Origin of the sequence: Curtobacterium sp. USHLN213 (assembly GCF_037144815.1) — a bacterium.
GTDB lineage: Bacteria > Actinomycetota > Actinomycetes > Actinomycetales > Microbacteriaceae > Curtobacterium.
Genome location: NZ_JBBCYQ010000005.1, coordinates 132,797 through 156,975, shown reverse-complemented (window position 1 = coordinate 156,975; position 24,179 = coordinate 132,797). Strand labels below are relative to the sequence as shown.

The window sequence follows — 24,179 nt, the reverse complement described above, 5'->3', positions numbered from 1 at the left end:
GCGGGTCCCGATCGTGGTCACGATCATCGTGCTGGCCGCACTGGTGATCGCCTTCTTCATCTTCGCGAGCCTGTACACCGACTACGCGTGGTTCGCGCAGCTCGGCTTCCAGCAGGTCCTGACCACGCGGTGGATCGCCGGGACCCTGATGTTCCTCGCCGGGTTCCTCGGGATGGCGGTGCCCGTCTACGCGAGCATCGCGATCGCGTTCCGGTTCCGACCGGTCTACGCGAAGCTCAACTCCCAGCTCGACCGCTACCAGCAGGTCATCGAGCCGCTGCGCCGTGCCGTCATGATCGGGATCCCGGTCGTGCTCGGCATCTTCGCCGGGCTGTCGACCGCCGGCCGGTGGACCATGGTGCTCGAGTACTTCAACCGGACGCCGTTCGGCAAGACCGACCCGCAGTTCGGGCTCGACATCGGCTTCTACGTGTTCGAACTGCCGTTCTGGCGCGCGATCGTGGCGTACTCGTCCGCCGTGGTGCTCATCGCCGGGCTGGCCGCGCTCGCCGCGTGCTACCTGTACGGCGCGATGCGCTTCGGCGGCCGCGAGGTCCGGATCTCGAAGGCCGCGCGCATCCAGCTCGCGATCACCGCCGCCGTCTACGTCGCGCTGCAGGCCGTGAGCCTCTGGCTGGACCAGTACGCCGCGCTGACGAAGTCGAACTCGCTCATCACCGGTGCGCAGTACACCGAGGTGAACGCCGTCATCCCGGGTCGCGAGATCATGGCGGGCATCGCCGCGATCGTGGCGATCCTCTTCATCGTGACCGCGGTCATCGGCCGCTGGCGCATCTCGATCGTCGGTACCGGGCTCCTGCTCGTCGCGGCGATCGTCATCGGCGGCATCTACCCGTGGATCGTCCAGCGCCTGCAGGTGAAGCCCTCGGAGCGGACGTTCGAGTCCGCGTACATCGAGCGGAACATCAAGGCGACCCGTGACGCCTACGGTGTCGCGGGCGTCCAGGAGCAGAACTACGACGCGACGACCGAGGCGAGCTCCGGCGCCCTCGCGCAGGACGCCCAGACGACGGCGAACATCCGCCTGATCGACCCGAAGATCGTCTCGGACACCTTCAGCCAGCTGCAGCAGTACCGGCAGTACTACCAGTTCCCGAAGGAGCTCGACGTCGACCGCTACGACGTCAAGGGCGAGACCGAGGACACCGTGATCGCGGTCCGCGACATCGACCTCGACGGCCTCAGCGCGCAGGCGAACACCCCGTACAACCGTGCCTTCGTCTACACGCACGGCTACGGCGTGACGGCGGCGTACGGCAACCAGCGCGCCAGCGACGGCAAGCCGGTGTTCCTCGAGTCGGGGATCCCGTCCAACGGTGCCCTCGGCGACTTCCAGCAGCGTGTGTACTTCGGTGAGACCTCGCCGGCGTACTCGATCGTCGGTGCGCCGAAGGGCTCGAAGAACGTCGAGCTCGACTACCCGTCCGGCTCGGACGAGAACGACGACAGCGGCGGCAACGCCACGACGACGTACGCCGGCGACGGCGGTCCGAGCATCGGCAACTTCTTCAACCGGCTGGTCTACGCCGCGAAGTTCCAGTCCGAGCAGATCCTGCTGTCGAACGCCGTGAACCAGGACTCGCAGATCCTCTACGACCGCGACCCGATCACGCGCGTGCAGAAGGTCGCGCCGTACCTGACCCTCGACAACGACGCGTACCCGGCGATCGTCGACCACCGCATCCAGTGGGTCGTCGACGGCTACACGACGAGCGACGCGTACCCGTACTCGCAGAGCCAGAGCCTCTCCGACACGATCGCGGGTGCCGAGAGCTCGGCGTACCGCACCGACCAGGTCAACTACATCCGGAACTCGGTGAAGGCCACGGTCGACGCGTACACGGGCAAGGTGACGCTCTACGCCTGGGACACCAAGGACCCGGTGCTCAAGACGTGGCAGAAGATCTTCCCGACGGCGACGAAGCCCGTGTCGAGCATGAGCGCGGAGCTGCTCGACCACGTGCGGTACCCGACCGACCTGTTCAAGGTGCAGCGGTCGATCCTCGGCACCTACCACGTCACGAACGCGAATTCGTTCTACTCGGGTGACGACGCCTGGAACGTGCCGCAGGAACCGACCTCGGGGACGAACGACACCGACACCTCGGACGCGTCGACCACGACCAACTCGGGCACGAACGCGCTCGGGGCGACCACCACGACGACGGCCAAGGGCAACCTGCAGGACCCGTACTACCTCACGATGAAGGTGCCGGGGCAGGGGACCGCGTACACGCTGTACACGACCTACATCCCGCAGCAGTCGGCCGGGGCGAACAACCGGAACGTGCTGACCGGGTACCTCGCCGTGGACTCCGATGCCGGAGGCGCGGGGAAGGGCAAGAAGGGGTCCGGCTACGGCAAGCTCACGCTGTTGACGATGCCGAAGACGGACAACATCCCCGGGCCCGGGCAGGTGCAGAGCCTCTTCAACGGTGACTCGACCGTCTCGCAGGAGCTGAACATCCTGAAGCGCGGGAACTCGACCGTGAAGCAGGGCAACCTGCTCACGCTCCCGGTGGGTGGCGGCTTCCTCTACGTGCAGCCCGTGTACGTGCAGTCGACGTCGAGCGGCTCGTACCCGCTGCTGCAGAAGGTGCTCGTGGCGTTCGGCGACAAGATCGCGTTCGAGGACACCCTCGACGAGGCGCTCAACAGCCTCTTCGGTGGCGACTCGGGTGCGTCGGCCGGTGACTCCGGTGCGTCGGGTGGCTCGGGTGACTCGGGTGCGTCGTCGGGTTCCGACTCGGGTTCGTCAGACTCCGGTTCGTCGGGTTCTGACTCCGGTGCGTCCTCGGGCTCGTCCGGCTCCGGCACGGTCGACAACGCGGCGCTGCAGAAGGCCCTGAACGACGCCAAGCAGGCGCTGCAGGACCGCCAGGACGCCTACGCGGACAACGACCTGGTCGCCGCTGCCGAGGCCGACCAGCGGCTGCAGGACGCGATCCAGGCCGCCACCGAGGCCGAGGGCGGGAACTAGACACACCGTGGCGGGGCACTCGATTTGTGCCCCGCCACGGCCCCGTGTAGGCTGTTCAACGTGCCGCGGGGTGGAGCAGTTCGGTAGCTCGCTGGGCTCATAACCCAGAGGTCGTAGGTTCAAATCCTGCCCCCGCAACCAAGCGTCACAGAGAAGGCCCCGGTCCAGTCGGACCGGGGCCTTCTTCGTGTGCGGTGCGTGTGCGGGTGGGCGCGTGTGCGTGCAGGTGGGCGGCGCCGAGTCTCGGCCGGGCGGACAGTTTCGCGCCCGCACTGCGCGAGGAACGTCCGCGGAGCCGAGTCTCGGGCCGCCCGGTACGCTCGGCGGATGGGCACCCTCACCGTCGCCGCGGCGCAGTTCGCACCCGCGGACGACCCCGTCGCGAACCTCGAGACCGTCCGCGCCGCGGCAGTCGACGCCGCCGCCCGACACGCCGACCTCCTCGTCACGCCGGAGTACACCTCGTACTTCACTGCCGAGATCGACGACCGGTTCGTGGCCGCCGCCCAACCGCTCGACGGTCCGTTCGTCACCGGGCTGCAGGCCGTCGCCCGCGAGGCCGGCATCGCCCTCGTCGTCGGCGTCGCCGAAGCCGCTGACGTCCCGGACCGCTTCCGGAACACCCTCGTCGCGGTCCTGCCCGACGGGTCGATCGCTGCGACCTACCGGAAGGTGCACCTCTACGACGCGTTCGGCTCGAAGGAGTCGGACCACATCGAGTCCGGCGACCCCGAACAGCTGCCGGTGTTCGAGCTCGGCGGGCTGCGCGTCGGCCTCGAGACCTGCTATGACCTGCGGTTCCCCGAGGTCACCCGGCGCCTGACCGCACCCGAACACGGCTCCGCCGACGTCGTGGTCCTGCCCGCCGAGTGGGTCCGAGGCCCCGGCAAGGAGCACCACTGGAGGACGCTGCTCACCGCCCGTGCCATCGAGAACACCGTGTGGGTGGTCGGGGTGGGACAGACGCCGCCGATCGGCATCGGAGGCTCGGTCGTCCTCGACCCCTCGGGCGTCGCGGTCGCCGCTGCCGGGGCGGTCCCGGGGATGCTCGTCGCGGGGATCGACACCGCCGTGACGGACGCCGTGCGCCGCACGAACCCGTCGCTGGCGCTCCGCCGCTACGAGGTCACGCCCCGCCCCTGACCCGCCCGGCGGGGCGCGGGGGAGGAGTGCGCGTGTGCGCCCCCGCGAGCGGGCGAAAGACACCCCTCTGGAGGCGCGAGCGGATCCGATTCCGCCCGTTCGCGTTGGGGCGCGGCGGCGCTCGTGCCGAGCGGGCGAAACGCGCCGCTCGGCAGGCGCGCGCGGGCACTGTTTCACCCGCTCGTGGTGGGGCGCGGTGGCGCTCGTGCCGAGCGGGCGAAATGCGTGGGCACGGAAGCGCGAGCAGCGCCGATTCCGCCCGCTCGCGGTGGGGCGCGGTGGCGCTCGTGCCGAGCGGGCGAAATGCGTGGGCCTGGCGGAGCCGGCGGAGCCGACTCCGCCCGCTCGCGGTGGGGCGCGGTGGCGCCCGTGCCGGGCGGGTGAAATGCGCCGCTCGGCAGGCGCGGGCGGGCACTGTTCCGCCCGCTCGCGGTGGCGCCGCGGTCGCGCCGGTGCCGAGCGGGCGTAATACGTGGGCCTGGAGGCGCGGGTCGGGTTGATACCGCCCGCTCGCGGTGGCGGGCGGGCGGGTCCGGTCCGCCCGCCCGCCCGCGGGGGAGTCAGCCGCGCAGGGCGAGACCGGCGAGCCGAGCGGCGGCGTCCTCGAGCACCGAGCGCCGCTTGCAGAAGGCGAACCGCACGAGTGACCGGTAGCCGTCGGCGTGATCGGGTCGGACGAACGCCGAGACCGGGACACCGACCACCCCGGCGAGCTCGGGGAGCTGCAGGCAGAACGCCCGGGCGTCCTCGTACCCGAGTGCGGCCGTGTCGGCGATGACGAAGTACCCGCCGTCCGGGCGCATCACCTCGAAGCCGGCCGCTCGGAGTCCCGCGGCGAGCAGGTCGTGCTTGGCGGACAGCTCGGCGGCGATGCCGGCGAACACGCTGTCCGGCAGCCGGAGTCCGGTCGCCACCGCGGGCTGGAAGGGCGCGCCGTTCACGAACGTCAGGAACTGCTTCACGGTGGTGATCGCGTCGACGAGCGCCGGCACCGCCGTGAGCCAGCCGATCTTCCAGCCGGTGGTGCTGAAGGTCTTCCCAGCGCTCGAGATGGTCACGGTGCGATCGGCGGCACCGGGCAGGGTGGCGATCGGGACGTGCGGGACGTCGAAGGTCAGGTGCTCGTACACCTCGTCGGTGACGATCACGGCGTCGTACTTCGTGGCCAGTTCGACGATGGTGGTGAGCACCTCCGTCGGGAGGACACGGCCGGTCGGGTTGTGCGGGGTGTTCACGAGCACCGCACGGGTCCGGTCGGAGAACGCGGCGCGGAGGGCGTCCTCGTCCGGGAGGAAGTCGGGCGCCCGCAACGGCACCGTCACGTGGGTCCCGCCGGCGAGACCGATGAGCGCGCCGTACGCGTCGTAGAACGGTTCGAAGGTGATGACCTCGTCGCCGGGCTCCACCAGGGCGAGGAGTGTCGCGGCGAGGGCCTCGGTCGCGCCGGCGGTGACGAGCACCTGGCGGTCGGGATCGACCTCGAGGCCGTACCACCGGGCCTGGTGCTCGCTGACGGCCGCCCGGAGGTCCGGGGTCCCGCGTCCGGGCGGGTACTGGTTGACGCCGTCGCGGATGGCTGCGACCGCTGCCTCGAGGACCTCGGCGGGACCGTCCTCGTCCGGGAAGCCCTGCCCGAGGTTGACCGCGCCCGTGGCCGCCGCGAGCGCACTCATCTCGGCGAACACCGTCGGCGCGGGGACGCCGTCCGGGCCGAGGAGCATCGCTCCCTCTGCTGCTCGCAACCAGGGTCCTGCGTGACGCATGTGGTTCCCTCCGAGGTGTCGACCGCACTCGCGGCGCTGAACGGACCCCAACCTAGCGGCCGGGCCGAGCGCATCTCGGGAACGGCCGCACAGCCCACGCATAAGATCGCCATAGGTCGCTTGCAGCGTCACCAGGAGCACCGCTCAGGTGGGTGCGACAGACTGCACGAGCTTGAAAGGAGCACGTCCAGCATGACCGACACCACGCCCAACGGGCAGGGCGACGACATCCGTCCGGACGACGCGGCCGCGAAGGCCGCATCCGAGGACGCTTCGCCGAACGACTCCGAGCACTTCGACCACGCGTTCCGCGACGACGCTCCGAGCAGCGATGCTCCGACGAGCGACCGTTCGCCGAACGACGGCTCCGCGGACCACACCGACGTGATCGCTCCCGCGAGCGAGACCGACGTCATCGCGGCCTCGACCGACCACCCGACCGACCGGTACACGGCGCCGTACCCGACGGTGTCCCAGCACGACTCCGACGCCGGCCAGACGAGCCAGTACGGTCAGACGAGCCAGTACGGCGAGCCGGACCAGAACGGCCAGACGAGCCAGTACGGCCAGCCGGACCAGAACGGCCAGACCAACCAGTACGGCCAGACGAGCCAGTACGGCCAGGCGCCGGCCGGGTACGGCGCGCACGGCACCCCGTACGGCACCGACCACGCGCAGCAGTCCCAGTACGGCCAGCAGCAGTACGGCCAGCCGCAGTACGGCCAGTCGCAGTACGGCCAGGACCAGCAGCAGCAATACGGCCAGTCTCAGAACGGCCAGCAGCAGTACGGACAGCCGCAGTACGGCCAGTCGCAGTACGGACAGCAGGCGCAGTACGGCCAGCAGCCCCGCTACGGCGAGTACGCCCAGCCGACCTCGGCGCCCGCATCGGCCTCCGAGTACGCCGGAGCCCCGTCCGCCCAGGCCCCCACGAGCGCATTCGGCGACGTCGACGGCTCGAACCAGCGCAACGGCCACTACTTCGACACCGGAGCCGCCGGGGCCGCCGGAGCAGCAGGCGCAGCCGGAGCAGGCGTCGGAGCAGCAGCCCCCGGCCGCCGCACCGGCACCGGTCGCGGCCGCCTCGCCCTCCCGATCATCGCCGGCGTCGTCATCGCGGGCCTCGTCGGCGGCGGCGCCGGCTGGCTCGCCGCGTCCAACACGCAGGGCGGCAGCAACGTCGTCGGGTCCTCGAGCGCGCAGGGCGGCGGCAACCTCACCGTCAACGACTACAACAACGCCACGGTCGTCACCGCGGTGGCCGCGCAGGCAACCCCCTCGGTGGTCACGATCAACGTCTCGTCGAGCAGCGAGGCCGGCACCGGCTCCGGCGTCGTCTTCAGCAAGGACGGCTACATCGTCACGAACACCCACGTGGTGACGCTCGACGGAGACAGCTCCAACGGGACGATCACGGTGACGACGTCGGACGGCAAGATCTACCCGGCGAAGCTCGTCGGCACGGACCCGACGGTCGACCTCGCGGTCATCAAGATCGACGCGACCGACATGAAGCCGATCAGCTTCGCGGACTCGTCCGACCTCAACGTCGGCGACACCGCGGTGGCGATCGGTGCGCCGCTCGGCCTGTCGAACACGGTGACGGACGGCATCGTCTCGACCCTGAGCCGCAGCATCCAGGTCACCTCGAGCGCTCCCACCGAGGGCGGCGACTCGAACGAGGGCGGGAACGGCTCGAGCGGCGGTCCCTTCGACTTCTGGGGCAACGGCGGCAACGGCAGCGACTCGTCGACGAACAGCACCGTCTCGCTGCCGGTCATCCAGACCGACGCGTCGATCAACCCCGGCAACTCGGGTGGTGCGCTGCTCGACTCCAAGGGCAAGCTCATCGGCATCAACGTGGCCATCGCGAGCGCGGGCAGCTCGTCCGACTCGTCGTCGAGCCAGTCCGGCAGCATCGGCGTCGGCTTCTCGATCCCGTCGAACCTCGTCAAGCGGGTCGCGAACGAGATCAAGGACAACGGCTCCGCCACGCACGGGCTGCTCGGTGCGACCGTGGGCGACGCCGCCGAGGACGCGAACGCCACGCAGATGGGCGGCCTCATCAAGTCGGTGTCGTCCGGTGGCGCGGCTGCCAAGGCCGGCCTGCAGAAGGGCGACGTCGTCACGAAGATCGGCTCGGCGACGGTGTCCGACGCGACCGACCTCACGGCACAGGTGCGGTACTTCGCCGGTGGCGCGAAGACCACGATCACCTTCATCCGCGGCGGTGAGACGCGCGAGGCGGACGTCACGCTCGGCACGTACAAGGGCTGACGCGACCAGCGACGGACGGGAGGCACGGTGCCAGCTGGCACCGCGCCTCCCGTCCGTCTGCCGGTCGCCCCGACGACCCGCGGCGACTTGATAGGCTCAGGGTCGCTCTTGCGGGGCGGCACCGTCCGCGGTGCGTCCCGTGCACCCAGGTGAGGACCCCGAGGTACCGATGCAGACAGACGGACAGCCCCTGCCGGGCGTCTCGTACGTGATGCCCGTCCTCAACGAGGTCACCGAGGTCCGGGCAGCCGTCCAGAGTCTGCTCGAGCAGGACTACTCCGGTCCGTTCGAGGTCATCCTCGCCCTCGGCCCGTCGATCGACGGCACGAACGAACTCGTCGCCGAGATGAGCGCGGCCGACCCCCGGATCCGCGCGATCGAGAACCCCGCCGGCTCCACGCCCGCCGGGCTGAACGTGGCGATCCGCGCGTCCGTGCACCCCGTCGTGGTCCGTGTCGACGCGCACTCGGTGCTGCCGCAGGACTACACGCGGATCGCCGTGCGCGTGCTGCAGGAGTCGGGCGCGGACAACGTCGGCGGGATCATGCGCGCCGAGGGGCGGACCCCGTTCGAACGCGCCGTGGCGCTCGCGTACGGCAGCCGGGTCGGGCTCGGTGGCACGCCGCACCACGTCGGCGGCCAGGCCGGTCCGGCCGAGACGGCGTACCTCGGCGTGTTCCGGCGTGACCGACTGTTCGAGGTCGGGCTGTTCGACGAGGGCATCAAGCGCGGCCAGGACTGGGAGCTCAACCGGCGCCTCCGGCAGACCGGTGGCACGGTGTGGTTCACCCCGGAGCTCGTCGTCACGTACCGCCCGAGGCCGAGCCTGAAGCGTCTGGTCCGGCAGTTCGTCGCCACGGGGCTTTGGCGCGGCGAGCTCGCCCGCCGGTTCCCCGCCAACAACGGCCTGCGCTACTTCGTGCCCCCGGCCATGGTCGCCGCGATGGCGCTCGGCATCGTCGCCGGCATCGTCGGGATCATCGGCGCCGCACTCGGGACCGGGGCGGCGTGGGCGCTGCTCGGCTTCGTGGTGCCCGCCGTCTACATCGTCTTCGTCGTGCTGGGGGCCGTCGCGGTCGCCCGGCGGTCGGGGCTGCCGACGCTCCTCTGGCTCGTCGTGGTGCTGCCGTGCATCCACGTCGGGTGGGGACTCGGCTTCATCATCGGCTTCCTGACCCGGACGTCCGAGCTGACCACGCACACGGGACGGTGACCTGACCTCTTGACCGATGACACGACGGGCCGCGGGAACGCCCGCCCCACCTCGATCGCCGAACTCCGTGCCGTCGCCCAACCGGACGAGGTCCGGTCGCGGGCGAACGCCGAGCACTGGACGGCGTCGCTGTACCTGCGGGACGTCTCGCCGTACCTGACGTGGGTGCTGCTGAAGACCCGCGTGACGGCGAACCAGGTGACCGGCCTGATGATCCTCGTCGGGTGGAGCGTCGCGGCCGCCCTGCTCATCCCGGGCATCTGGGGTGCGGCGCTCGCGCTCGTGCTCGGGCAGCTGCAGATGCTCGTCGACTGCTGCGACGGCGAGGTCGCCCGGTGGCGGGGGACCCGGTCGCCCGCCGGCGTGTTCCTCGACAAGGTCGGGCACTACACGACCGAGGGACTCATCCCCATCGCACTCGGTGTCCGTGCGGCCACGTGGCCGATCCACGGCGCGGACTGGATGTGGACCACGATCGGCTGCGCGCTGGGACTCGTGATCGTCCTCAACAAGGCGCTCAACGACATGGTGCACGTCGCACGGGCGAACGCCGGGCTCGACAAGCTCGTCGACCGTCGCGACGCCGGCACCGCCCCGTCCGGACGACGGCTCGCGACGCTGCGTCGCGCCGCGCGGTTCCTGCCGTTCCACCGCCTGTACCACTCGGTCGAGCTGAGCATCCTCGCGTTCGTCTTCGCGCTGCTGGCGCTCGTGATCGGTCATCCCCTGGCCGACCGGATCCTGGTGGGGGCGCTCCTGCCGTTGGCGGTCCTGGCGACGTTCGGGCACTTCGTCGCGATCATCTCGTCGAAGCGGGTCCGCGGGTGACCCCGGGCACGCTCCGTCGTCACGCGGTCCCGCACCGCGAGCGGCCCCGTGTCGCCGTGGTGAGCCTGTCGCAGGGGACCCGCCCGGACGACCTGCGTCGTGGACTCGAGAGCGTGCTCGCGCAGCAGGACGTCGACCTCGACGTGGTGTGCGTCGGCAACGGCTGGGAGCCGACCGGTCTGCCCGAGGGCGTCCGCGCGCTGGGCCTGCCCGAGAACGTGGGCATCCCCGCCGGGCGGAACGCCGGGGCCGAGGTGGTCGACGGCGACTACGTGTTCTTCCTCGACGACGACGCCTCGGTGCCGTCGCAGACGTTCCTGCGCGACGCGATCGGCCTGTTCGAGCGCGATCCGTCGCTCGGTCTCGTGCAACCCCGGGTCGTCGACCCCACCGGCGCTGCGAACCCGACGCGCTGGATCCCGCGGATCCGCAAGGGCGAGCCCGACCACTCGTCGCCGGTGTTCTCGGTGTGGGAAGGGGCGGTTGTCCTGCCGATGGACGTGTACCGCGCGACCGGCGGCTGGGGAGCGGAGTACTTCTACGCGCACGAGGGCATCGAGCTCGCGTGGCGCGTGTGGGACGCCGGCCGACGGACCTGGTACGCCGGGGACCTCGTCGCGCACCACCCCGCGATCGACCCGGCACGCCACACCGAGTACTACCGGCTGAACGCCCGGAACCGGGTCTGGCTGGCTCGGCGCAACCTGCCGGCGGTGCTCCGACCGCTGTACGTCGGGTCGTGGGCGGCGATCCAGGTCGCGCGCTGGTGGCGACACCCGCAGCGGCTCGCCACCTGGTTCGGTGGCGTCCGCGAAGGCTGGCGGAGCGACTGCGGCCCCGTGCACGTGATGGGCTGGCTCACGATCGGCCGGATGACGCTCGCCGGCCGTCCGCCCGTCGTCTGACCCGCCCGCACCGAACCGTCCCCGGACCCAGGAAGAGAGACCATGCCGATCATCAGTGACGCGCGCACGGCCCTGCGGCTCGCCGACCGCCTGCTCAAGTCGCGACGCAGCCGTCGTGAACTCGCACGCCGACTGCCGTCGGTGGCGGCCCCTGCTCCGGGCACCGTGGAGATCGCCGTCTACTTCGCCGACGGCCCCGTGAACATGTACCAGGTGCGGCAGTGGTACGCCCCCCTCGCCGAACTCGCGGCGACCCACCCGGTCGCGATCATCGCGCGGAGCCCCGGCACCATGCTCACCTTGCTCGACGAGTCCCCGGTGCCCGTGGTCTACGCGCGCCAGGTCGTCGACCTCGAGCAGTTCGTCGAGCAGCAGGCCCCGAAGATCGTCTTCTACGTCAACCAGAACGCCCGCAACTTCCAGATGATGCGGTACGGGCGCATGTGGCACGTCTTCGTGAACCACGGCGAGAGCGACAAGATGTACATGACGACGAACCAGTTCAAGGCGTACGACTACGCCCTGATCGCCGGTGACGCCGCTCGTGGACGGCTGTCGGACGCCCTGTGGGACTACGACCTGGATGCCCGGACGATCTCGGTCGGTCGCCCGCAGGCCGACCACTTCGCCGGCGCCGCGCCGTACCCGGCCGACGACCGCACGGTCGTGCTCTACGCGCCGACGTGGGAGGGGGACCGCGCAGCGGCCGCCTACGGGTCGATCGCGAGCCACGGCACCACGATCGCCGAACGGGTGCTCGCATCGCCGACGCACCGGCTCGTCTACCGGCCGCACCCCCGCAGCGGTGTGCGCGACGCCGCGTACAAGGCGGCGCACGAGCGGATCGTCGCTGCCATCGCGAGCGCCAACGCCGCCGACCCGGGCGCCCACCACGTGTACGACGACGGTGCCGAGCTGGGGTGGCAGCTCGCCGGAGCGGACGTGGCGATCACGGACATCAGCGCGATGATCTACGACCGGCTCGCCGTGGGCAAGCCGCTCATCGTGACCCGGCCGGTCTCGCCCGAGGCGGACGTCGACGAGCGAGGGTACCTGAGTGACGCCAACTGGTTGACGGCGTCTGATGCGCAGGACGTCGTCGCGCGGGTCGACGCCGCGGCGAACGACGCCGCCGAGCTCGCGAAGCTGCAGCACTGGGTCGAGCGGTACTTCGGGGACACGACGCCGGGTGCGGCGACGAAGCGGCTGCACGACGCGGTCGAACGGCTGCTCGCCCGCTGGCAGACCGTCGCGGCGTCGCGCGGCGAGGACTGAGGGACCGACCCGGACCCACCGGTCGGCGGTGGCACGACGAGGACGGTCAGGCAGCACGGGCGTCACCCACGAGGGACATCCGCCAGAGGTACTCGGAGCGGTCCGGTCGACGCCAGCGGACGATCACCACGCCCGTGTCGTCGGTGGTGGCGCCGAACACGGCGATCGAGAGCGACCGACCCGGTTCGAGCCGGTGCACGGCGAGCGGCGGGCAGTAGCCGGTGCCGAGGTGGGTGAGCGTGATGCCGTCGACGGGTTCGTCGCCGGTGTTCAGCAGGTCGTAGCGGCGCGGAGCACGGGAACGGTCGATCGAGAACGGGACGGGGTAGGCCGGTGTCGGGTGGTGCATGCCGTCACCGTAGGGTGAGGGTCTGACGTCCGGGGGCCGGTTCGGCTCGGGGGAGCGGTGGCTGTGGAGAGCGGCCCGGGGGACCCTGGTTGTGGACGGGGATCGGTGGTCAGACGGCGTAGTCGGACGAGTACCGCTGCAGTGCTTCCTCGATCGTGCCGTCGAGCTGCAGACGACCCTTGTCAAGGTACAGCCCACGCTCGCAGAAGCGGCGGAGGTCCTTGTCGCTGTGCGAGACGAAGAACAGCGTGCGGCCGCCGGCGAGGAGCTCCTCGATCCGCTTGTAGCACTTCTCGCGGAACCCCTTGTCGCCGACCGCCAGGACCTCGTCCACCAGGATCACCGGTTCGTCGAGGCGCGAGATGACCGCGAACGCGATGCGCACCTTCATGCCGCTCGACAGGTGCTTGTACGGGGTGTCGACGAAGTCGCCGATCTCGGCGAACTCGATGATCTCGTCGAAGGCGTCGCGGATCTCGGCCCGGGACATGCCGTGCAGTCCCGCCGTGAGGTAGACGTTGTCGCGGACCGAGAGGTCTCCGACGAAGCCACCGGTGATCTCGATCAGGGGTGCGACGCCAGCACCGACGTGGATGCGTCCCTCGTCGGGGAGCATGACCTGGGCCACGAGCTTCAGCAGCGTCGACTTGCCCTGACCGTTGCGGCCGACGACCCCGATCGCCTCACCCGGGCGGACGTCGAACGACACACCGCGGAGCGCCCAGAACTCGTCCGCGCGCTTGCGGCGGTTGCTGCCGGCGAAGAGGTCCTTAAAGCTCCGGCTCGCCCGACGGTTGCGCTTGAACCGGATGCCGGCGTCGCGGACGGAGATCACGGGGGCGACCGTCGCGCTGCGGCTGGTCTGCTCGGTGGCGGTCATCACAGCTCCTTCAGGACGCGGTGCTCGCTGCGGCGGAACACGACGAGTCCGATCGCGAGGACGACGACCGTGACGACGACGGACACCCCGACCTCGAACCAGTTCAGCTGCGACGGGAAGAACGCGGCGCGGTAGATGCCGAAGATGCCGCTGAGCGGGTTGAAGGCCGCGAGGTCGTGCAGCTTGTCGGGCAGTGCCGACGTGCCGTAGATGATCGGCGATGCGTAGAAGAGGAACCGGAGCACGAGCTTCACCGCACGCTCGAGGTCACGGAAGAAGACCACGAGCGGCGCGACGATCAGGCCGAGCCCGTACACGAGCGCGCACTGCAGCACGATCGCGAGCGGGTAGAGCGCGATCTCCCAGTGCCAGTGCGCCCCCGTCGCGATCGCGAACACGGCGAGGACCGGCAGGCTGAGGAGGAACTCGATGCCCTTCGACGCCGTGACCCGGGCGACCCAGATGCTGCGCGGGATCGTCGTCGACCGGATGAGCTTGGTCTCCTTGATGAACGCCCGCGTGGAGTCCGAGACGGCACCGGTGAACCACATCCACGGCAGCAGCGCCGACAGCAGGAACACGATGTACGGCTCTTCGCCGACCGACCCGCGGTGGAACACCTGCGTGAAGACGAACCAGTAGATCGCCGACATCACGAGCGGGTCGAGGATCGACCAGAAGTAGCCGAGCGCCGAGGTCGAGTAGCGGACGCGGAGGTCTCGGATCGTCAGCAGCCAGAGGGCATGACGATAGCGCCGACCGGCGCTCCGGGACGCCGCTGGTGCGGCAGCCGCGGGCGCGGTCGGCGCACTCGCTGTGGTCACGGTTTCCCTTCGGGCGGAACCGCCGAGGGGGTCTTGACGCTGGTTCAGGCGAACAGGTTGTTCGCGCGCTCGAGGTCCTCGGCGAAGTCGATCTCGACCGCGTAGAGGTCCGAGATGTCGATCGGGCTCCAGAGTAGCCCGTCCTCGGCGATGGCAGCCTCGATGCCGCCCTCGAAGTACTCCTGGTCGTCGACGCGACCGAGCTGGCGGATGAGCGCCTGCTTGTCCTTCGAGGAGACGTAGTTGATGCCGACGGCTTCGCCGAGACCACCGACGACCTGCTTCGACAGCTTGTGGATGAAGCCCTCGGCGTCGACCGTGTACTTGACCTCTTCGTCGGAGACCTTGTCGGTGTTGACGCTGACGAACGAGCGGTCCTCGTCGATCATGTCGGCCGCACGCACCAGGGCACGCGGGTCGAAGACGACGTCGCCGTTCATCCAGAGCACGCCGCCCTTGCCCGTCGCCTTGAGGGCACGGAGCAGGCTCTTCGAGGTGTTCGTGGAGTCGTAGGACTCGTTGTAGACGAAGTTCGCCTCGGGGAAGGCCTCGACGATGTACTCCGACTTGTAGCCGACGACGATCGTGACGCGTGCGCTCGAACCGAACGCCGCACGGATGTTGTCGAACTGCTGCTGCATGATGGTGCGGCCGTCGCTCAGTTCGGTCAGCGGCTTCGGCAGGCTGCGCCCGAGGCGGCTGCCCATCCCCGCTGCGAGGATGACGATCTGCGTGGTCATGCTGGTCCCTTCTGGTGTCCGCCCGCGCGCCCTGGGGCACGGGCGGGCCTCGTCGAGTGTGCTCCCGGAAGATCCGATCTGCCCGGGAAGACCGCCGTCTCTGCGCGCATTCGCAGGGAGGGATCGTCACGGGGACACCGGCCGGGGCAGGTTTCCAAGTGGTGAACACTTCGTCGTGCCTCGGTGAATGATACGGAACGACCCTCCACCGGGGTACGGTCTCGGCCGCTTCGTGCTCATTTCGTGACACAGCACCGGGGATTCGGGACACCGCGCCCGAGGCGTCCCCCGCTGTCCGGTGAGCGTTGGTACGGTGGGGCGGTGGCCGCAGCAGCAGGGGACGACGACGACGTGTACGCCACGTCGGACGCTGCCTGGCTGACCGAGGAAGCGGACGCCGACACCGAGGCCGAAGCGGTCGCCGACGGCGACGACGACGCGGCCATCGACGACGACGACGCCACCGCGGCGGGAGACGCCGCTGACGACGACATGGGGGACGGGGATGCACACGACGCCTCCGCTGAGGACACGATGACCGACGACACGACGGCCACCGAGACGACGGAGACGGGGGCGGACCGCGTCGCCGCGCAGGCGGTGGCGCCGACGACCACCGGTCGCCGCCCTGCCAAGGCGCGCGGCGGCAAGGGACGTGCCACCCGCCCGACGCAGACGGCGGGGACGACCGGCACTGTGCCTCCTGGCCCGCGCGACGGGGCGGACGAGACGGACGCGACCGCCGGCACGGACGCGACCGATGAGACGGACGCGACCCCGACCGACCGTGCGACCCCGACCGACCGCGCGACCCCGACGGACACCGCAACCGCCACGGACCCCGCAGCCGACACGGCAGCAGCCGACACCGCAGCGGACACCCCGGCGCCCGACACCAAGCCCGCGAAGAAGCGCCCGAGCGGCACGAAGCGCCCCGCGCCCACGGCCAAGCAGCCCCAGCAGCCCGTCGTCCTCCGTGCCGACGGCCTCGTGAAGCGCTACGGCCAGACCCTCGCCGTCGACGAGGTCGACCTCGAGATCCGCCAGGGCTCGATCTTCGGCGTCGTCGGCCCGAACGGCGCCGGCAAGACGACCACCCTGTCGATGGTCACCGGACTCCTGCGCCCCGACGCCGGCAGCGTGACCGTGCTCGACCACGACGTGTGGGCCGACCCGACCGCCGCCAAGCGGGACCTCGGCGTGCTCCCGGACCGGCTCCGGCTGTTCGACCGGCTGACCGGCGCGCAGCTGCTGTACTACTCGGCGACCCTCCGCGGGCTCGACGGCGCCACTGCGCGCAAGCGCAGCAGCGACCTGGCCGAGGCGTTCGGTCTCGGCGAGGCGCTCGGCCGTCAGGTCGCCGACTACTCCGTGGGCATGGCGAAGAAGATCGCCCTCGCGGCGACGCTCATCCACTCGCCCCGGGTGCTCGTGCTCGACGAACCGTTCGAGTCCGTCGACCCGGTGAGCGCAGCGACCATCACCGAGATCCTCCGTCGCTACACGCGCGGGGGCGGCACGGTGGTGCTCTCCAGCCACTCCATGGAGCTCGTGCAGCGCACGTGTGACTCCGTCGCCATCATCGTCGGCGGCAAGGTCCTCGCCTCCGGCACGATGGCGCAGGTCCGCGGGCGCAAGAGCCTCGAGGACAAGTTCGTCGAACTCGCGGGCGGCCGCGTCGTGGCAGAGAGCATGGAATGGTTGCACAGCTTCTCCGGCTGAGGGCGGACCTGCTCGCGGGCGAGGTCCGCGGGAGCGCCCGTCGGTCGGTCCTCGTCGTGCTCGGCAGCCTCGCGGGACTCGTCGCCGCGGTGCTCGTCGCGATCGAGGTCGTCGGGCTCCGTGACGCCGCACCCGAGGTCGCACGTTCGGTCGTCGTCCCGGTCGGCACGCTCATCGCCTTCGCGTTCACGGTCGTCCCGCTCGTCGTCGGGCGCGGCGACCAGTTCGATCCGCGGCGCTTCACCGTGTTCGGCATCGGCCGACGTGATCTGGCGGTCGGGCTCGGGGTCGCCGGACTCATCGGGGTCCCGGTCGTCGCGGTCGCCGTCGTGGCCGTCGCGCAGTCGGTCGCGTGGATGCGCGGTGCGGGTGTCGGCGTCCTCGGCGTCGTCGCCGCCCTCCTCGCCATCGCCACGTGCGCCCTGCTCATCCGCGTCGGCAGCGCCGTCGGTGCGTCCCTGATCGGTCCGCACCGGTCGCGGGACGCCGGCTGGTTGGTCGCGCTGGTGATCGTCGTGCTGGCGATCCCGGCCGTCTCGCTCCTGCTCCGCGTCGACTGGCTCGACCCGGCCGGCGCCGAGATGCAGCGCGTCGCCGACATCGCCGGATGGACGCCGTGGGGCGCCGCCTGGGCCGTCCCGGCCGACGTCGCGAGCGGCCGTGTGGGCGAGGGCATCGTCAAGCTCGTCATCGCGGTGGTCGTCGTGGCCCTGCTCGGCCTCGCATGGTGGGCCGTGGTCGGCCGGGCGCTCGAGACCGTCGACGGCCGTACGCGGACCCGTCGGTACCGGGGCCTCGGCTGGTTCGACACGCTCGGGTCCACGCCCGTCGGCGCGGTGGCGGCACGGGCCCTCACCTACTGGGGACGCGACCCGCGGTACCGCGCGTCCTACCTGATCATCGTCTTCGTCCCGCTCGTCGTCATCCCGCTCGGGGTGGCCGGCGTGCCGTGGCACTGGACCGCCCTGGTGCCGCTGCCGCTGATGGCGCTCATCGCGGGCTTCCTGCCGCACAACGACGTCTCGTACGACAACACCGCGGTGTGGCTGCACGTCGCCTCGGGAGCCCCGGGCTGGAGCGACCGACTCGGTCGCCTCGTGCCGGTGCTCACCGTGGGCATCCCCGCACTCGTCGCCGGCTCGTGGGTCTCCGCGTGGCTGTTCGGCGACTGGACGGCCTTCCCGCTGCTGGTCGGCGTGAGCACGAGCGCGCTCCTGTCCGGCCTCGGGCTGTCGAGCGTCGTGTCCGTCCTGCTGCCCTACCCGACGGTCCGACCGGGCGACCACCCCTTCCAGCAGCCGCAGGCCGCCGGCGTCCTCGCCTCGGTCGCGCAGTCGTCGATGGTGGTCGGGATCCTGGTCTGCTCCGTCCCCGCGGCCTGGCTCGCGGTGCTCGCCTTCGTCGACGGCCCGGAGCCGTGGGGGGTCCTGACCCTCGTCGTCGGGATCCTGGTCGGCGTGGTCGTACTGGCGGCGGGCGTCGCGATCGGCGGTCGCCTCTTCGACCGCCACGGGCCGGACCTGCTGGCCGCAGCGCAGCGCAACTGAGCCGGGTCGCCTCCCGGGGTGACCACCTGACGGCCTGGAGGCGCGGGTCGACCCCGCCCCGCGCCTCCAGGCCGTCACGGGTCGGCCACGCCCCCGCGCGTTGCGGACCGTCGCGGCGCGCGCCCGGTCGTCGTACCCTGGACGCATGAGCATGACGGAACCCGGTGGCGGCCTCGACGTGATGGACCGCGAGCTCGAGAAGCTCCTCGAGGAAGAGGCGATCGAGCCCGGCGACCACGAGCGCTTCTCGCACTACGTCAAGAAGGACAAGATCCTGCAGTCGGCCCTGACCGGCAAGCCCGTCAAGGCGCTGTGCGGGAAGAAGTGGATCCCCGGGCGCGACCCAGAGAAGTTCCCGGTCTGCCCCGACTGCAAGGCGATCTACGAGAAGATGAAGGCGGAGTGACGCCGACGCTCAGATGACGAGCGTGGGGATGGCCGGGTCGCCCCGACCGATGCGTGACGCGTCGGCGGGCAGCTCGGCCTTCGCCATCTTGTGGTGCGCGCGGGCCGCTTCGACGCCCTGCACGCCGAGGAACGCCGGGTCCACCTCGCCGTTCGTCACCACGGGGACGAGCAGCGGGCGCTCGTCCGGCCCGACCTGACCCGTGGTCAGCACGACCTCGGCGGTGGCGATGCCGTTGCGGAGGCGGCGGCCGGCCTGCTTGCGTCCGCCGACGGTGGCCTTCTCGGCCGACTTCTTCGCGACCGGGACCCAGCCGTCGTCGTTCGCACCGCCGTCGGCTGCGTCGCGCTGGCCCGCGTCGCGGTGGCTCGCGTCGCGGTGTGCGACGAGCTTGAAGACCATGCCCGCGGCCGGGTGGCCCGATCCGGAGACCACCGAGGTCCCGACGCCGTAGGAGTCGACCGGCGCCGCGCGGAGTGCCGCGATCGTGTACTCGTCGAGGTCGTTCGTGACCGTGATCTTCGTGTCGGTCGCCCCGAGCCGGTCGAGCTGTGCGCGGACCGACGCCACGACGGACGGCAGGTCGCCGCTGTCGATGCGGACCGCGCCGAGCTTGCCGTCGGTGAGCCGGACCGCGGTGTCGACCGCGGCCTCGATGTCGTAGGTGTCGACGAGCAGCGTCGTGCCGGTCCCGAGGGCCTCGATCTGCGACCGGAAGGCGTCCTCCTCCGAGTCGTGGAGGAGCGTGAACGCGTGCGCCGCGGTGCCCATCGTCGGGATGCCCCAGGTGCGCCCGGCCTCGAGGTTGCTCGTCGCCCCGAAGCCCGCGATGTACGCGGCCCGGGCGGCGGCGACGGCGTTCCACTCGCCGGTGCGCCGGGAGCCCATCTCGGCGAGCGGACGACCGTCGGCAGCGGAGACCATGCGTGCGGCGGCGCTCGCGATCGCACTGTCGGCGTTGAAGATGCTCAGCGCGAGGGTCTCGAGCACGACGGCCTCGGCGAAGGTGCCCTCGATCTGGAGGACGGGGGAGTTCGGGAAGAAGACCTCGCCCTCGCGGTAGGCGCGGATGTCCCCGGTGAACCGGTAGTCGGCGAGGTACGACGCCGTCCCGGCATCGATGACGCCGCGGTCGCGCAGGAACGCGATCTCCTCGTCGCCGAACCGGAAGTCCGTCAGCGCGGTCAGGAACCGGCCGAGGCCCGCGGCGACACCGTAGCGGCGCCCGTCCGGCAGGCGGCGGGCGAAGACCTCGAACACGCACCGGCGGTCGGCCGTGCCGTCCTTGAGGGCCGCGTCGACCATGGTGAGTTCGTACTGGTCCGTGAGGAGCGCGCTGGTCACCTCTCCGACACTAGTGTCGCCCGGGCCCGGAGGTACGGATCCGCCGGCCGGCGTGCGCGAGCGGGCGGTACGTGCCGGGTCGGCGCGGCGGGCGGTGCGTGTTCCGCCCGCTCGCGGGTGGGGGTGGCGCCTGGAGGCGCGGGGCGGTCTGGCGGGGTCGGCTCGCGCCTCCTGGGCGGGACGTGGACGCGAGCGGGCGGTGTGTGCCGGGTCGGCGCGGCGGGCGGTGCGTGTTTCGCCCGCTCGCGGGGTGGGGCGGCCGCCTGGAGGCGCAGGGCGGCCTGGCGGGGGCGGGTCGCGCCTCCTGGACGGGACGTTGACGCGAGCGGGCGGATTCCGTTGGGTCGGCGCGGCGAGCGGTGCGTGTTCCGCCCGCTCGCGGGGCGGGCGGGCCCGCGCGCTCGGTACGCTGGTGTCGTGACGGATGCACCGATCGGAGTCTTCGACAGCGGGGTCGGCGGACTCACGGTGGCCCGCGCCATCATCGACCAGCTGCCACGCGAGAGCATCCGGTACGTGGGCGACACCGTGCACTCGCCGTACGGCCCGAAGCCCATCGCGGACGTCCGTCGCTACGCGCTCGAGGTGATGGACGACCTCGTCGAACAGGGTGTGAAGGCCCTCGTGATCGCGTGCAACACCGCTTCGTCCGCGGTGCTCCGGGACGCCCGCGAACGGTACGAGCAGGCCTACGGCATCCCCGTCGTCGAGGTCATCCAGCCCGCTGCACGCGCCGCCGTCAAGCAGACCCGCACCGGACGCATCGGCGTGATCGGCACGGTCGGCACCATCGCGTCGCGCTCGTACGAGGACGCCTTCGCGGTCGCGTCGGACATCAGTCTGAGCCTCGCGGCATGCCCGCGCTTCGTCGAGTTCGTCGAGGCGGGGGACACCTCCTCCCCAGCGCTCCGCGAGGTCGCTGCGGGCTACCTCGCACCGATCCGCGCAGCCGACGTCGACACGCTCGTCCTCGGGTGCACCCACTACCCGCTCATGTCCGCCGCGATCCAGTACGTGATGGGTCCGGACGTGACGCTCGTCTCCAGCGCCGAGGAGACCGCCAACGACGTGTACCGACGACTCGTCGAGCACGGGCTCGAACGCACTGCCACCGAGCCGCCGACCTACTCGTTCGAGGCGACCGGCGACGACAAGAACGGCTTCATCCGACTCGCCCGACGCTTCCTCGGCCCCGAGGTCTCCAGCGTCGGCCACCTCCAGACCGGGGCCATCACGCTGCCCCGCATCGAAAGGACCCCATGAGCGACACGCTCCGCATCGACGGCCGCACCGCAACCGACCACCGTCCCGTCACGATCGAGCGGGGGTGGAGCACGCAGGCCGAGGGCAGCGCGCTCATCTCGTTCGGCAACACCAGGGTGCTCTGCACCGCGTCCTTCACGAACGGCGTCCCGCGGTGGCTCGCCGGCAAGGGCACCGGCTGGGTCACCGCCGAGTACTCGATGCTGCCCCGCTCGACGAACGAGCGCATGCAGCGTGAGTCGATCAAGGGCAAGGTCGGCGGGCGCACGCACGAGATCTCCCGCCTGATCGGCCGATCGCTCCGCGCGGTCGTCGACACGAAGGGTCTCGGCGAGAACACGCTCGTCATCGACTGCGACGTGCTCCAGGCCGACGGCGGCACCCGCACGGCGTCGATCACGGGCGCGTACGTCGCGATGGTGGACGCGATCGAGTGGGGGCGCGACCGCGGGTTCGTGGCGAAGAAGGCGACCCCGCTGCTCGACAGCGTGCAGGCCATCTCCGTCGGGATCGTCAAGGGCGAGCCGATGCTCGACCTCGCGTACACCGAGGACTCCGCCGCCGACACCGACATGAACATCGTCACGACCGGGTCGGGCAAGTTCATCGAGGTGCAGGGGACCGCCGAGCACGCACCCTTCGACCGCGACGAGCTCAACGTGCTGCTGGACCTCGGGCTCGCGGGCAACCAGTCCCTCGCGGCGATCCAGAAGTCCGTGCTGGGGCTCGCGTGACCTCCCGCACGGTGGTCCTGGCGACGCACAACCAGGGCAAGGTCGTCGAGCTGCGCGAGATCCTCGGGTCGGCGCTGGGCGACGGCGTCGAGCTCGTCGGGTACGACGGCCCGGAGCCCGTCGAGGACGGGGACACCTACGCCGCGAACGCCCTCATCAAGGCCCGGGCGGCGGTCGCGCACACGGGGCTCCCGGCGCTCGCCGACGACTCGGGCATCGCTGTGGACGCGTTGGACGGTGCTCCCGGCATCCACTCGGCGCGGTACGCCGGCACGCGGGTCGACGCGGACAACATCGCGCTGCTGCTGCGGAACCTCGACGGGGTCGTCGAGCGCACGGCGGCGTTCGTGTGCGCCGCGGCGTTCGTCACGCCGGACGGCACCGAGCACGTGGTCGAGGCGGTCTGGAACGGCGAGGTCACGACCGAGCCCATCGGCGACGGCGGGCACGGGTACGACCCGGTCTTCCGGCCGGACGACGCCGACCGGACGTCGGCGGAGCTGACGCGCGAGGAGAAGAACGCGCTGTCGCACCGGAGCAAGGCGTTCCGCGGGATCGCGCCGGTGGTGCGGGAGTACTTCGGCGTCTGACGCGCGGCTGCGCGGGCGCGCGTCCGCGCGAGGGCCCGGCGCCGCCGCGGGCCCGCGGCGAGCGGGCGGAATGTGCCGCCGGGAGGCGCCGAGCGGGGCGTACTTCGCCCGCTCGGCGGAGCGGGCGGCGGCTCGGCGCGGCGGGCGTGCGGCGAGCGGGCGAAAAGGGCCGTCGGGAGGCGCCGCGGGGGACGTACTTCGCCCGCTCGGCGGAGCGGGCGGCGGCTCGGCGCGGCGGGCGTGCGGCGAGCGGGCGAAACGGGCCGTCGGGAGGCGCCGAGGGGGACGTATTTCGCCCGCTCGGCGACGCGAGCGGACCGAGCGGACCGAGCGGGGCGGCACGGGCGGCCCGGCCGGCACGGCCCGCGACGGACAGGAGGCGCGGTGCCAGCCGGCACCGCGCCTCCTGTCCGTCAGGACGGACCGTCAGCGCTGCGGCTCGGTCCCCGCCTCGGCCGCGGCCTCGTCGCGCTTCGCCTTGCGCGCGTTCCGGAAGTACGTCAGCGCCATGGGCACGACCGTCACGACGACGGCCGCGAGCAGGATGATGTCGATGTACTCGCGGACGATGTGCGCGACGAACGGGATGTGCCCGATGAAGTACCCGAGGAACGTCACCCCGACGCCCCACACGACGGCACCGATCGCGTTGTACAGCGAGTACTTCTTGTAGTTCATCCGGCCCACACCGGCGGCGATCGGCAGGAACGTCCGCACGACGGGGACGAACCGGGCGAGGATCACCGCGAGGGGCCCGAACCGGTGGAAGAACGCGTTCGTGCGGTCGACGTTCGCCTTGGAGAACAGCCCGCTCTCCTTGCGCTCGAAGATGGGCGGGCCGGCCTTCTTGCCGATGTAGTAGCCGAGCTCGCCGCCGAGGAACGCGGACGCGGCGATCATCAGCGCGGCGATCCAGACGGGGATGCCGCCGATCTCGCCACCGCGGTCGAACGCGAAGAGGCCGGTGATGACGAGCAAGCTGTCGCCCGGGAAGATGAAGCCGACGAGCAGCCCGGTCTCGGCGAAGATGATGGCGCACACCACGAACACGGCGATGGCCCCGAAGTTGTCGAGGATGTACTGCGGATCCAGCCAGGGGATCAGGGCGAGTGCGACGGAGTGCATGGTTCTTCCGGTCGTGGAGGCGGGGACACGGGGAGGCGTCCCGCAGGACGAGGGTACCGTCCGCCGATGACGGCAACGTCCCTCGGTGGTATGAGATGCGTGAGGACGCAACTTCTGGTGCGGAAGGAGGGACTCGAACCCTCACGCCAGGGGCACAGGAACCTAAATCCTGCGTGTCTACCGATTCCACCACTCCCGCGAGCAGCGGCAGTCTACCGAGCGCCGCCCGCGCGCCGGACGTGATCCGCGC

At 71.2% G+C, this 24,179-nt stretch carries 20 protein-coding genes and 2 tRNA genes; 14 read left to right on the top strand and 8 right to left on the bottom strand.

Annotated elements, in window-relative coordinates:
• Positions 1–13 precede the first annotated feature (13 nt).
• From WFH25_RS08925 to WFH25_RS08915, 3 genes are all read left to right on the top strand, one after another.
• Positions 14–3,001 (top strand): UPF0182 family membrane protein, encoded by a 2,988-nt coding sequence (locus WFH25_RS08925; protein WP_175473631.1) that lies wholly within the window; start codon positions 14–16, stop codon positions 2,999–3,001.
• A gap of 64 nt (positions 3,002–3,065) precedes the next feature.
• Positions 3,066–3,142 (top strand) — tRNA-Met (locus WFH25_RS08920).
• Positions 3,143–3,328: 186 nt separating this feature from the next.
• A complete protein-coding gene (locus tag WFH25_RS08915; RefSeq protein WP_336697446.1) occupies positions 3,329–4,144 on the top strand; it encodes a carbon-nitrogen hydrolase family protein in 816 nt (271 codons plus the stop codon).
• A 560-nt stretch (positions 4,145–4,704) separates the two neighbouring features.
• Here WFH25_RS08915 and WFH25_RS08910 read toward each other — a convergent pair.
• On the bottom strand, positions 4,705–5,907 hold the full coding sequence (locus tag WFH25_RS08910; protein WP_336697445.1) for an aminotransferase class I/II-fold pyridoxal phosphate-dependent enzyme: 1,203 nt from the start codon (positions 5,905–5,907) through the stop codon (positions 4,705–4,707).
• A 192-nt stretch (positions 5,908–6,099) separates the two neighbouring features.
• On the opposite strand from WFH25_RS08910, the gene WFH25_RS08905 reads away from it, so the two are divergent.
• The 5 genes from WFH25_RS08905 (at position 6,100) to WFH25_RS08885 (ending at position 12,405) form a co-directional block, all read left to right on the top strand.
• Positions 6,100–8,184, top strand: a complete 2,085-nt coding sequence (locus tag WFH25_RS08905; RefSeq protein ID WP_336697444.1) for a S1C family serine protease — start codon at positions 6,100–6,102, stop codon at positions 8,182–8,184.
• Between the two features lie 169 nt (positions 8,185–8,353).
• A complete protein-coding gene (locus WFH25_RS08900) occupies positions 8,354–9,397 on the top strand; it encodes a glycosyltransferase family 2 protein (protein ID WP_092384174.1) in 1,044 nt (347 codons plus the stop codon).
• A 9-nt stretch (positions 9,398–9,406) separates the two neighbouring features.
• Positions 9,407–10,225, top strand: coding sequence for a CDP-alcohol phosphatidyltransferase family protein (locus WFH25_RS08895; RefSeq protein WP_071294999.1), 819 nt, complete (start codon positions 9,407–9,409; stop codon positions 10,223–10,225).
• Positions 10,222–11,130, top strand: coding sequence for a glycosyltransferase family 2 protein (locus WFH25_RS08890; RefSeq protein WP_336697443.1), 909 nt, complete (start codon positions 10,222–10,224; stop codon positions 11,128–11,130). The genes WFH25_RS08895 and WFH25_RS08890 overlap by 4 nt, the downstream gene beginning before the upstream one ends.
• A 42-nt stretch (positions 11,131–11,172) precedes the next feature.
• Positions 11,173–12,405: a CDP-glycerol glycerophosphotransferase family protein gene (locus WFH25_RS08885; RefSeq protein WP_336697442.1), complete on the top strand. Its 1,233-nt coding sequence runs from the start codon at positions 11,173–11,175 to the stop codon at positions 12,403–12,405.
• A 46-nt stretch (positions 12,406–12,451) separates the two neighbouring features.
• Here the strand turns inward: WFH25_RS08885 and WFH25_RS08880 are convergent, their stop codons facing one another.
• From WFH25_RS08880 to WFH25_RS08865, 4 genes are all read right to left on the bottom strand, one after another.
• Complete coding sequence (locus WFH25_RS08880) at positions 12,452–12,754, bottom strand: hypothetical protein (protein WP_071302029.1); 303 nt, start codon at positions 12,752–12,754, stop codon at positions 12,452–12,454.
• A 109-nt stretch (positions 12,755–12,863) separates the two neighbouring features.
• Positions 12,864–13,634 carry an ABC transporter ATP-binding protein gene (locus WFH25_RS08875; protein WP_070416671.1) on the bottom strand — a complete coding sequence of 257 codons (771 nt, stop codon included), beginning with the start codon at positions 13,632–13,634 and terminating at the stop codon, positions 12,864–12,866.
• A complete protein-coding gene (locus WFH25_RS08870) occupies positions 13,634–14,458 on the bottom strand; it encodes an ABC transporter permease (protein ID WP_070416670.1) in 825 nt (274 codons plus the stop codon). Before WFH25_RS08870 ends, WFH25_RS08875 begins: the two co-directional genes overlap by 1 nt.
• A 44-nt stretch (positions 14,459–14,502) precedes the next feature.
• Entirely contained in the window at positions 14,503–15,198 is a 696-nt protein-coding gene (locus WFH25_RS08865) for a phosphocholine cytidylyltransferase family protein (RefSeq protein WP_070416669.1), read from the bottom strand.
• A 321-nt stretch (positions 15,199–15,519) separates the two neighbouring features.
• Here WFH25_RS08865 and WFH25_RS08860 point away from each other — a divergent pair, with 321 nt between their 5' ends.
• The 3 genes from WFH25_RS08860 (at position 15,520) to WFH25_RS08850 (ending at position 18,873) form a co-directional block, all read left to right on the top strand.
• Entirely contained in the window at positions 15,520–16,920 is a 1,401-nt protein-coding gene (locus tag WFH25_RS08860) for an ABC transporter ATP-binding protein (protein WP_336697441.1), read from the top strand.
• The gene (locus WFH25_RS08855) at positions 16,896–18,467 is read left to right on the top strand and encodes an ABC transporter permease (protein ID WP_336697440.1); all 1,572 of its coding nucleotides are present in this window, start codon (positions 16,896–16,898) and stop codon (positions 18,465–18,467) included. Before WFH25_RS08860 ends, WFH25_RS08855 begins: the two co-directional genes overlap by 25 nt.
• Positions 18,468–18,612: 145 nt before the next feature.
• Positions 18,613–18,873, top strand: a complete 261-nt coding sequence (locus WFH25_RS08850; RefSeq protein ID WP_092384164.1) for a DUF3039 domain-containing protein — start codon at positions 18,613–18,615, stop codon at positions 18,871–18,873.
• Positions 18,874–18,882: 9 nt separating this feature from the next.
• Here the strand turns inward: WFH25_RS08850 and WFH25_RS08845 are convergent, their stop codons facing one another.
• Positions 18,883–20,217: a nicotinate phosphoribosyltransferase gene (locus WFH25_RS08845; protein WP_336697439.1), complete on the bottom strand. Its 1,335-nt coding sequence runs from the start codon at positions 20,215–20,217 to the stop codon at positions 18,883–18,885.
• A gap of 417 nt (positions 20,218–20,634) precedes the next feature.
• On the opposite strand from WFH25_RS08845, the gene murI reads away from it, so the two are divergent.
• The 3 genes from murI to rdgB are packed head-to-tail and all read left to right on the top strand — an operon-like array spanning position 20,635 to position 22,804.
• Complete coding sequence (gene murI / locus WFH25_RS08840; RefSeq protein ID WP_070419170.1) at positions 20,635–21,480, top strand: glutamate racemase; 846 nt, start codon at positions 20,635–20,637, stop codon at positions 21,478–21,480.
• On the top strand, positions 21,477–22,214 hold the full coding sequence (rph, locus tag WFH25_RS08835; RefSeq protein WP_070416667.1) for a ribonuclease PH: 738 nt from the start codon (positions 21,477–21,479) through the stop codon (positions 22,212–22,214). Before murI ends, rph begins: the two co-directional genes overlap by 4 nt.
• Positions 22,211–22,804 (top strand): RdgB/HAM1 family non-canonical purine NTP pyrophosphatase, encoded by a 594-nt coding sequence (gene rdgB, locus WFH25_RS08830; RefSeq protein WP_070416666.1) that lies wholly within the window; start codon positions 22,211–22,213, stop codon positions 22,802–22,804. Before rph ends, rdgB begins: the two co-directional genes overlap by 4 nt.
• A gap of 426 nt (positions 22,805–23,230) precedes the next feature.
• On the opposite strand, the gene WFH25_RS08825 is transcribed toward rdgB, so the two are convergent.
• Together WFH25_RS08825 and WFH25_RS08820 are read right to left on the bottom strand one after the other, a co-directional pair.
• On the bottom strand, positions 23,231–23,929 hold the full coding sequence (locus WFH25_RS08825; protein WP_070416665.1) for a DedA family protein: 699 nt from the start codon (positions 23,927–23,929) through the stop codon (positions 23,231–23,233).
• A 115-nt stretch (positions 23,930–24,044) separates the two neighbouring features.
• Positions 24,045–24,128, bottom strand: a tRNA-Leu gene (locus WFH25_RS08820).
• Positions 24,129–24,179 lie beyond the last annotated feature (51 nt).

Excerpts from the sequence above, each read along its gene's own strand:
- WFH25_RS08875 (WP_070416671.1), bottom strand. The coding sequence starts at position 13,634 with ATGACCGCCACCGAGCAGACCAGCCGCAGCGCGACGGTCGCCCCCGTG.
- rph (WP_070416667.1), top strand. The coding sequence starts at position 21,477 with ATGAGCGACACGCTCCGCATCGACGGCCGCACCGCAACCGACCACCGT.
- WFH25_RS08825 (WP_070416665.1), bottom strand. The coding sequence starts at position 23,929 with ATGCACTCCGTCGCACTCGCCCTGATCCCCTGGCTGGATCCGCAGTAC.
- WFH25_RS08910 (WP_336697445.1), bottom strand. The coding sequence starts at position 5,907 with ATGCGTCACGCAGGACCCTGGTTGCGAGCAGCAGAGGGAGCGATGCTC.
- WFH25_RS08880 (WP_071302029.1), bottom strand. The coding sequence starts at position 12,754 with ATGCACCACCCGACACCGGCCTACCCCGTCCCGTTCTCGATCGACCGT.
- WFH25_RS08850 (WP_092384164.1), top strand. The coding sequence starts at position 18,613 with ATGAGCATGACGGAACCCGGTGGCGGCCTCGACGTGATGGACCGCGAG.
- WFH25_RS08905 (WP_336697444.1), top strand. The coding sequence starts at position 6,100 with ATGACCGACACCACGCCCAACGGGCAGGGCGACGACATCCGTCCGGAC.
- WFH25_RS08885 (WP_336697442.1), top strand. The coding sequence starts at position 11,173 with ATGCCGATCATCAGTGACGCGCGCACGGCCCTGCGGCTCGCCGACCGC.
- WFH25_RS08855 (WP_336697440.1), top strand. The coding sequence starts at position 16,896 with ATGGTTGCACAGCTTCTCCGGCTGAGGGCGGACCTGCTCGCGGGCGAG.
- WFH25_RS08865 (WP_070416669.1), bottom strand. The coding sequence starts at position 15,198 with ATGACCACGCAGATCGTCATCCTCGCAGCGGGGATGGGCAGCCGCCTC.
- WFH25_RS08915 (WP_336697446.1), top strand. The coding sequence starts at position 3,329 with ATGGGCACCCTCACCGTCGCCGCGGCGCAGTTCGCACCCGCGGACGAC.
- WFH25_RS08900 (WP_092384174.1), top strand. The coding sequence starts at position 8,354 with ATGCAGACAGACGGACAGCCCCTGCCGGGCGTCTCGTACGTGATGCCC.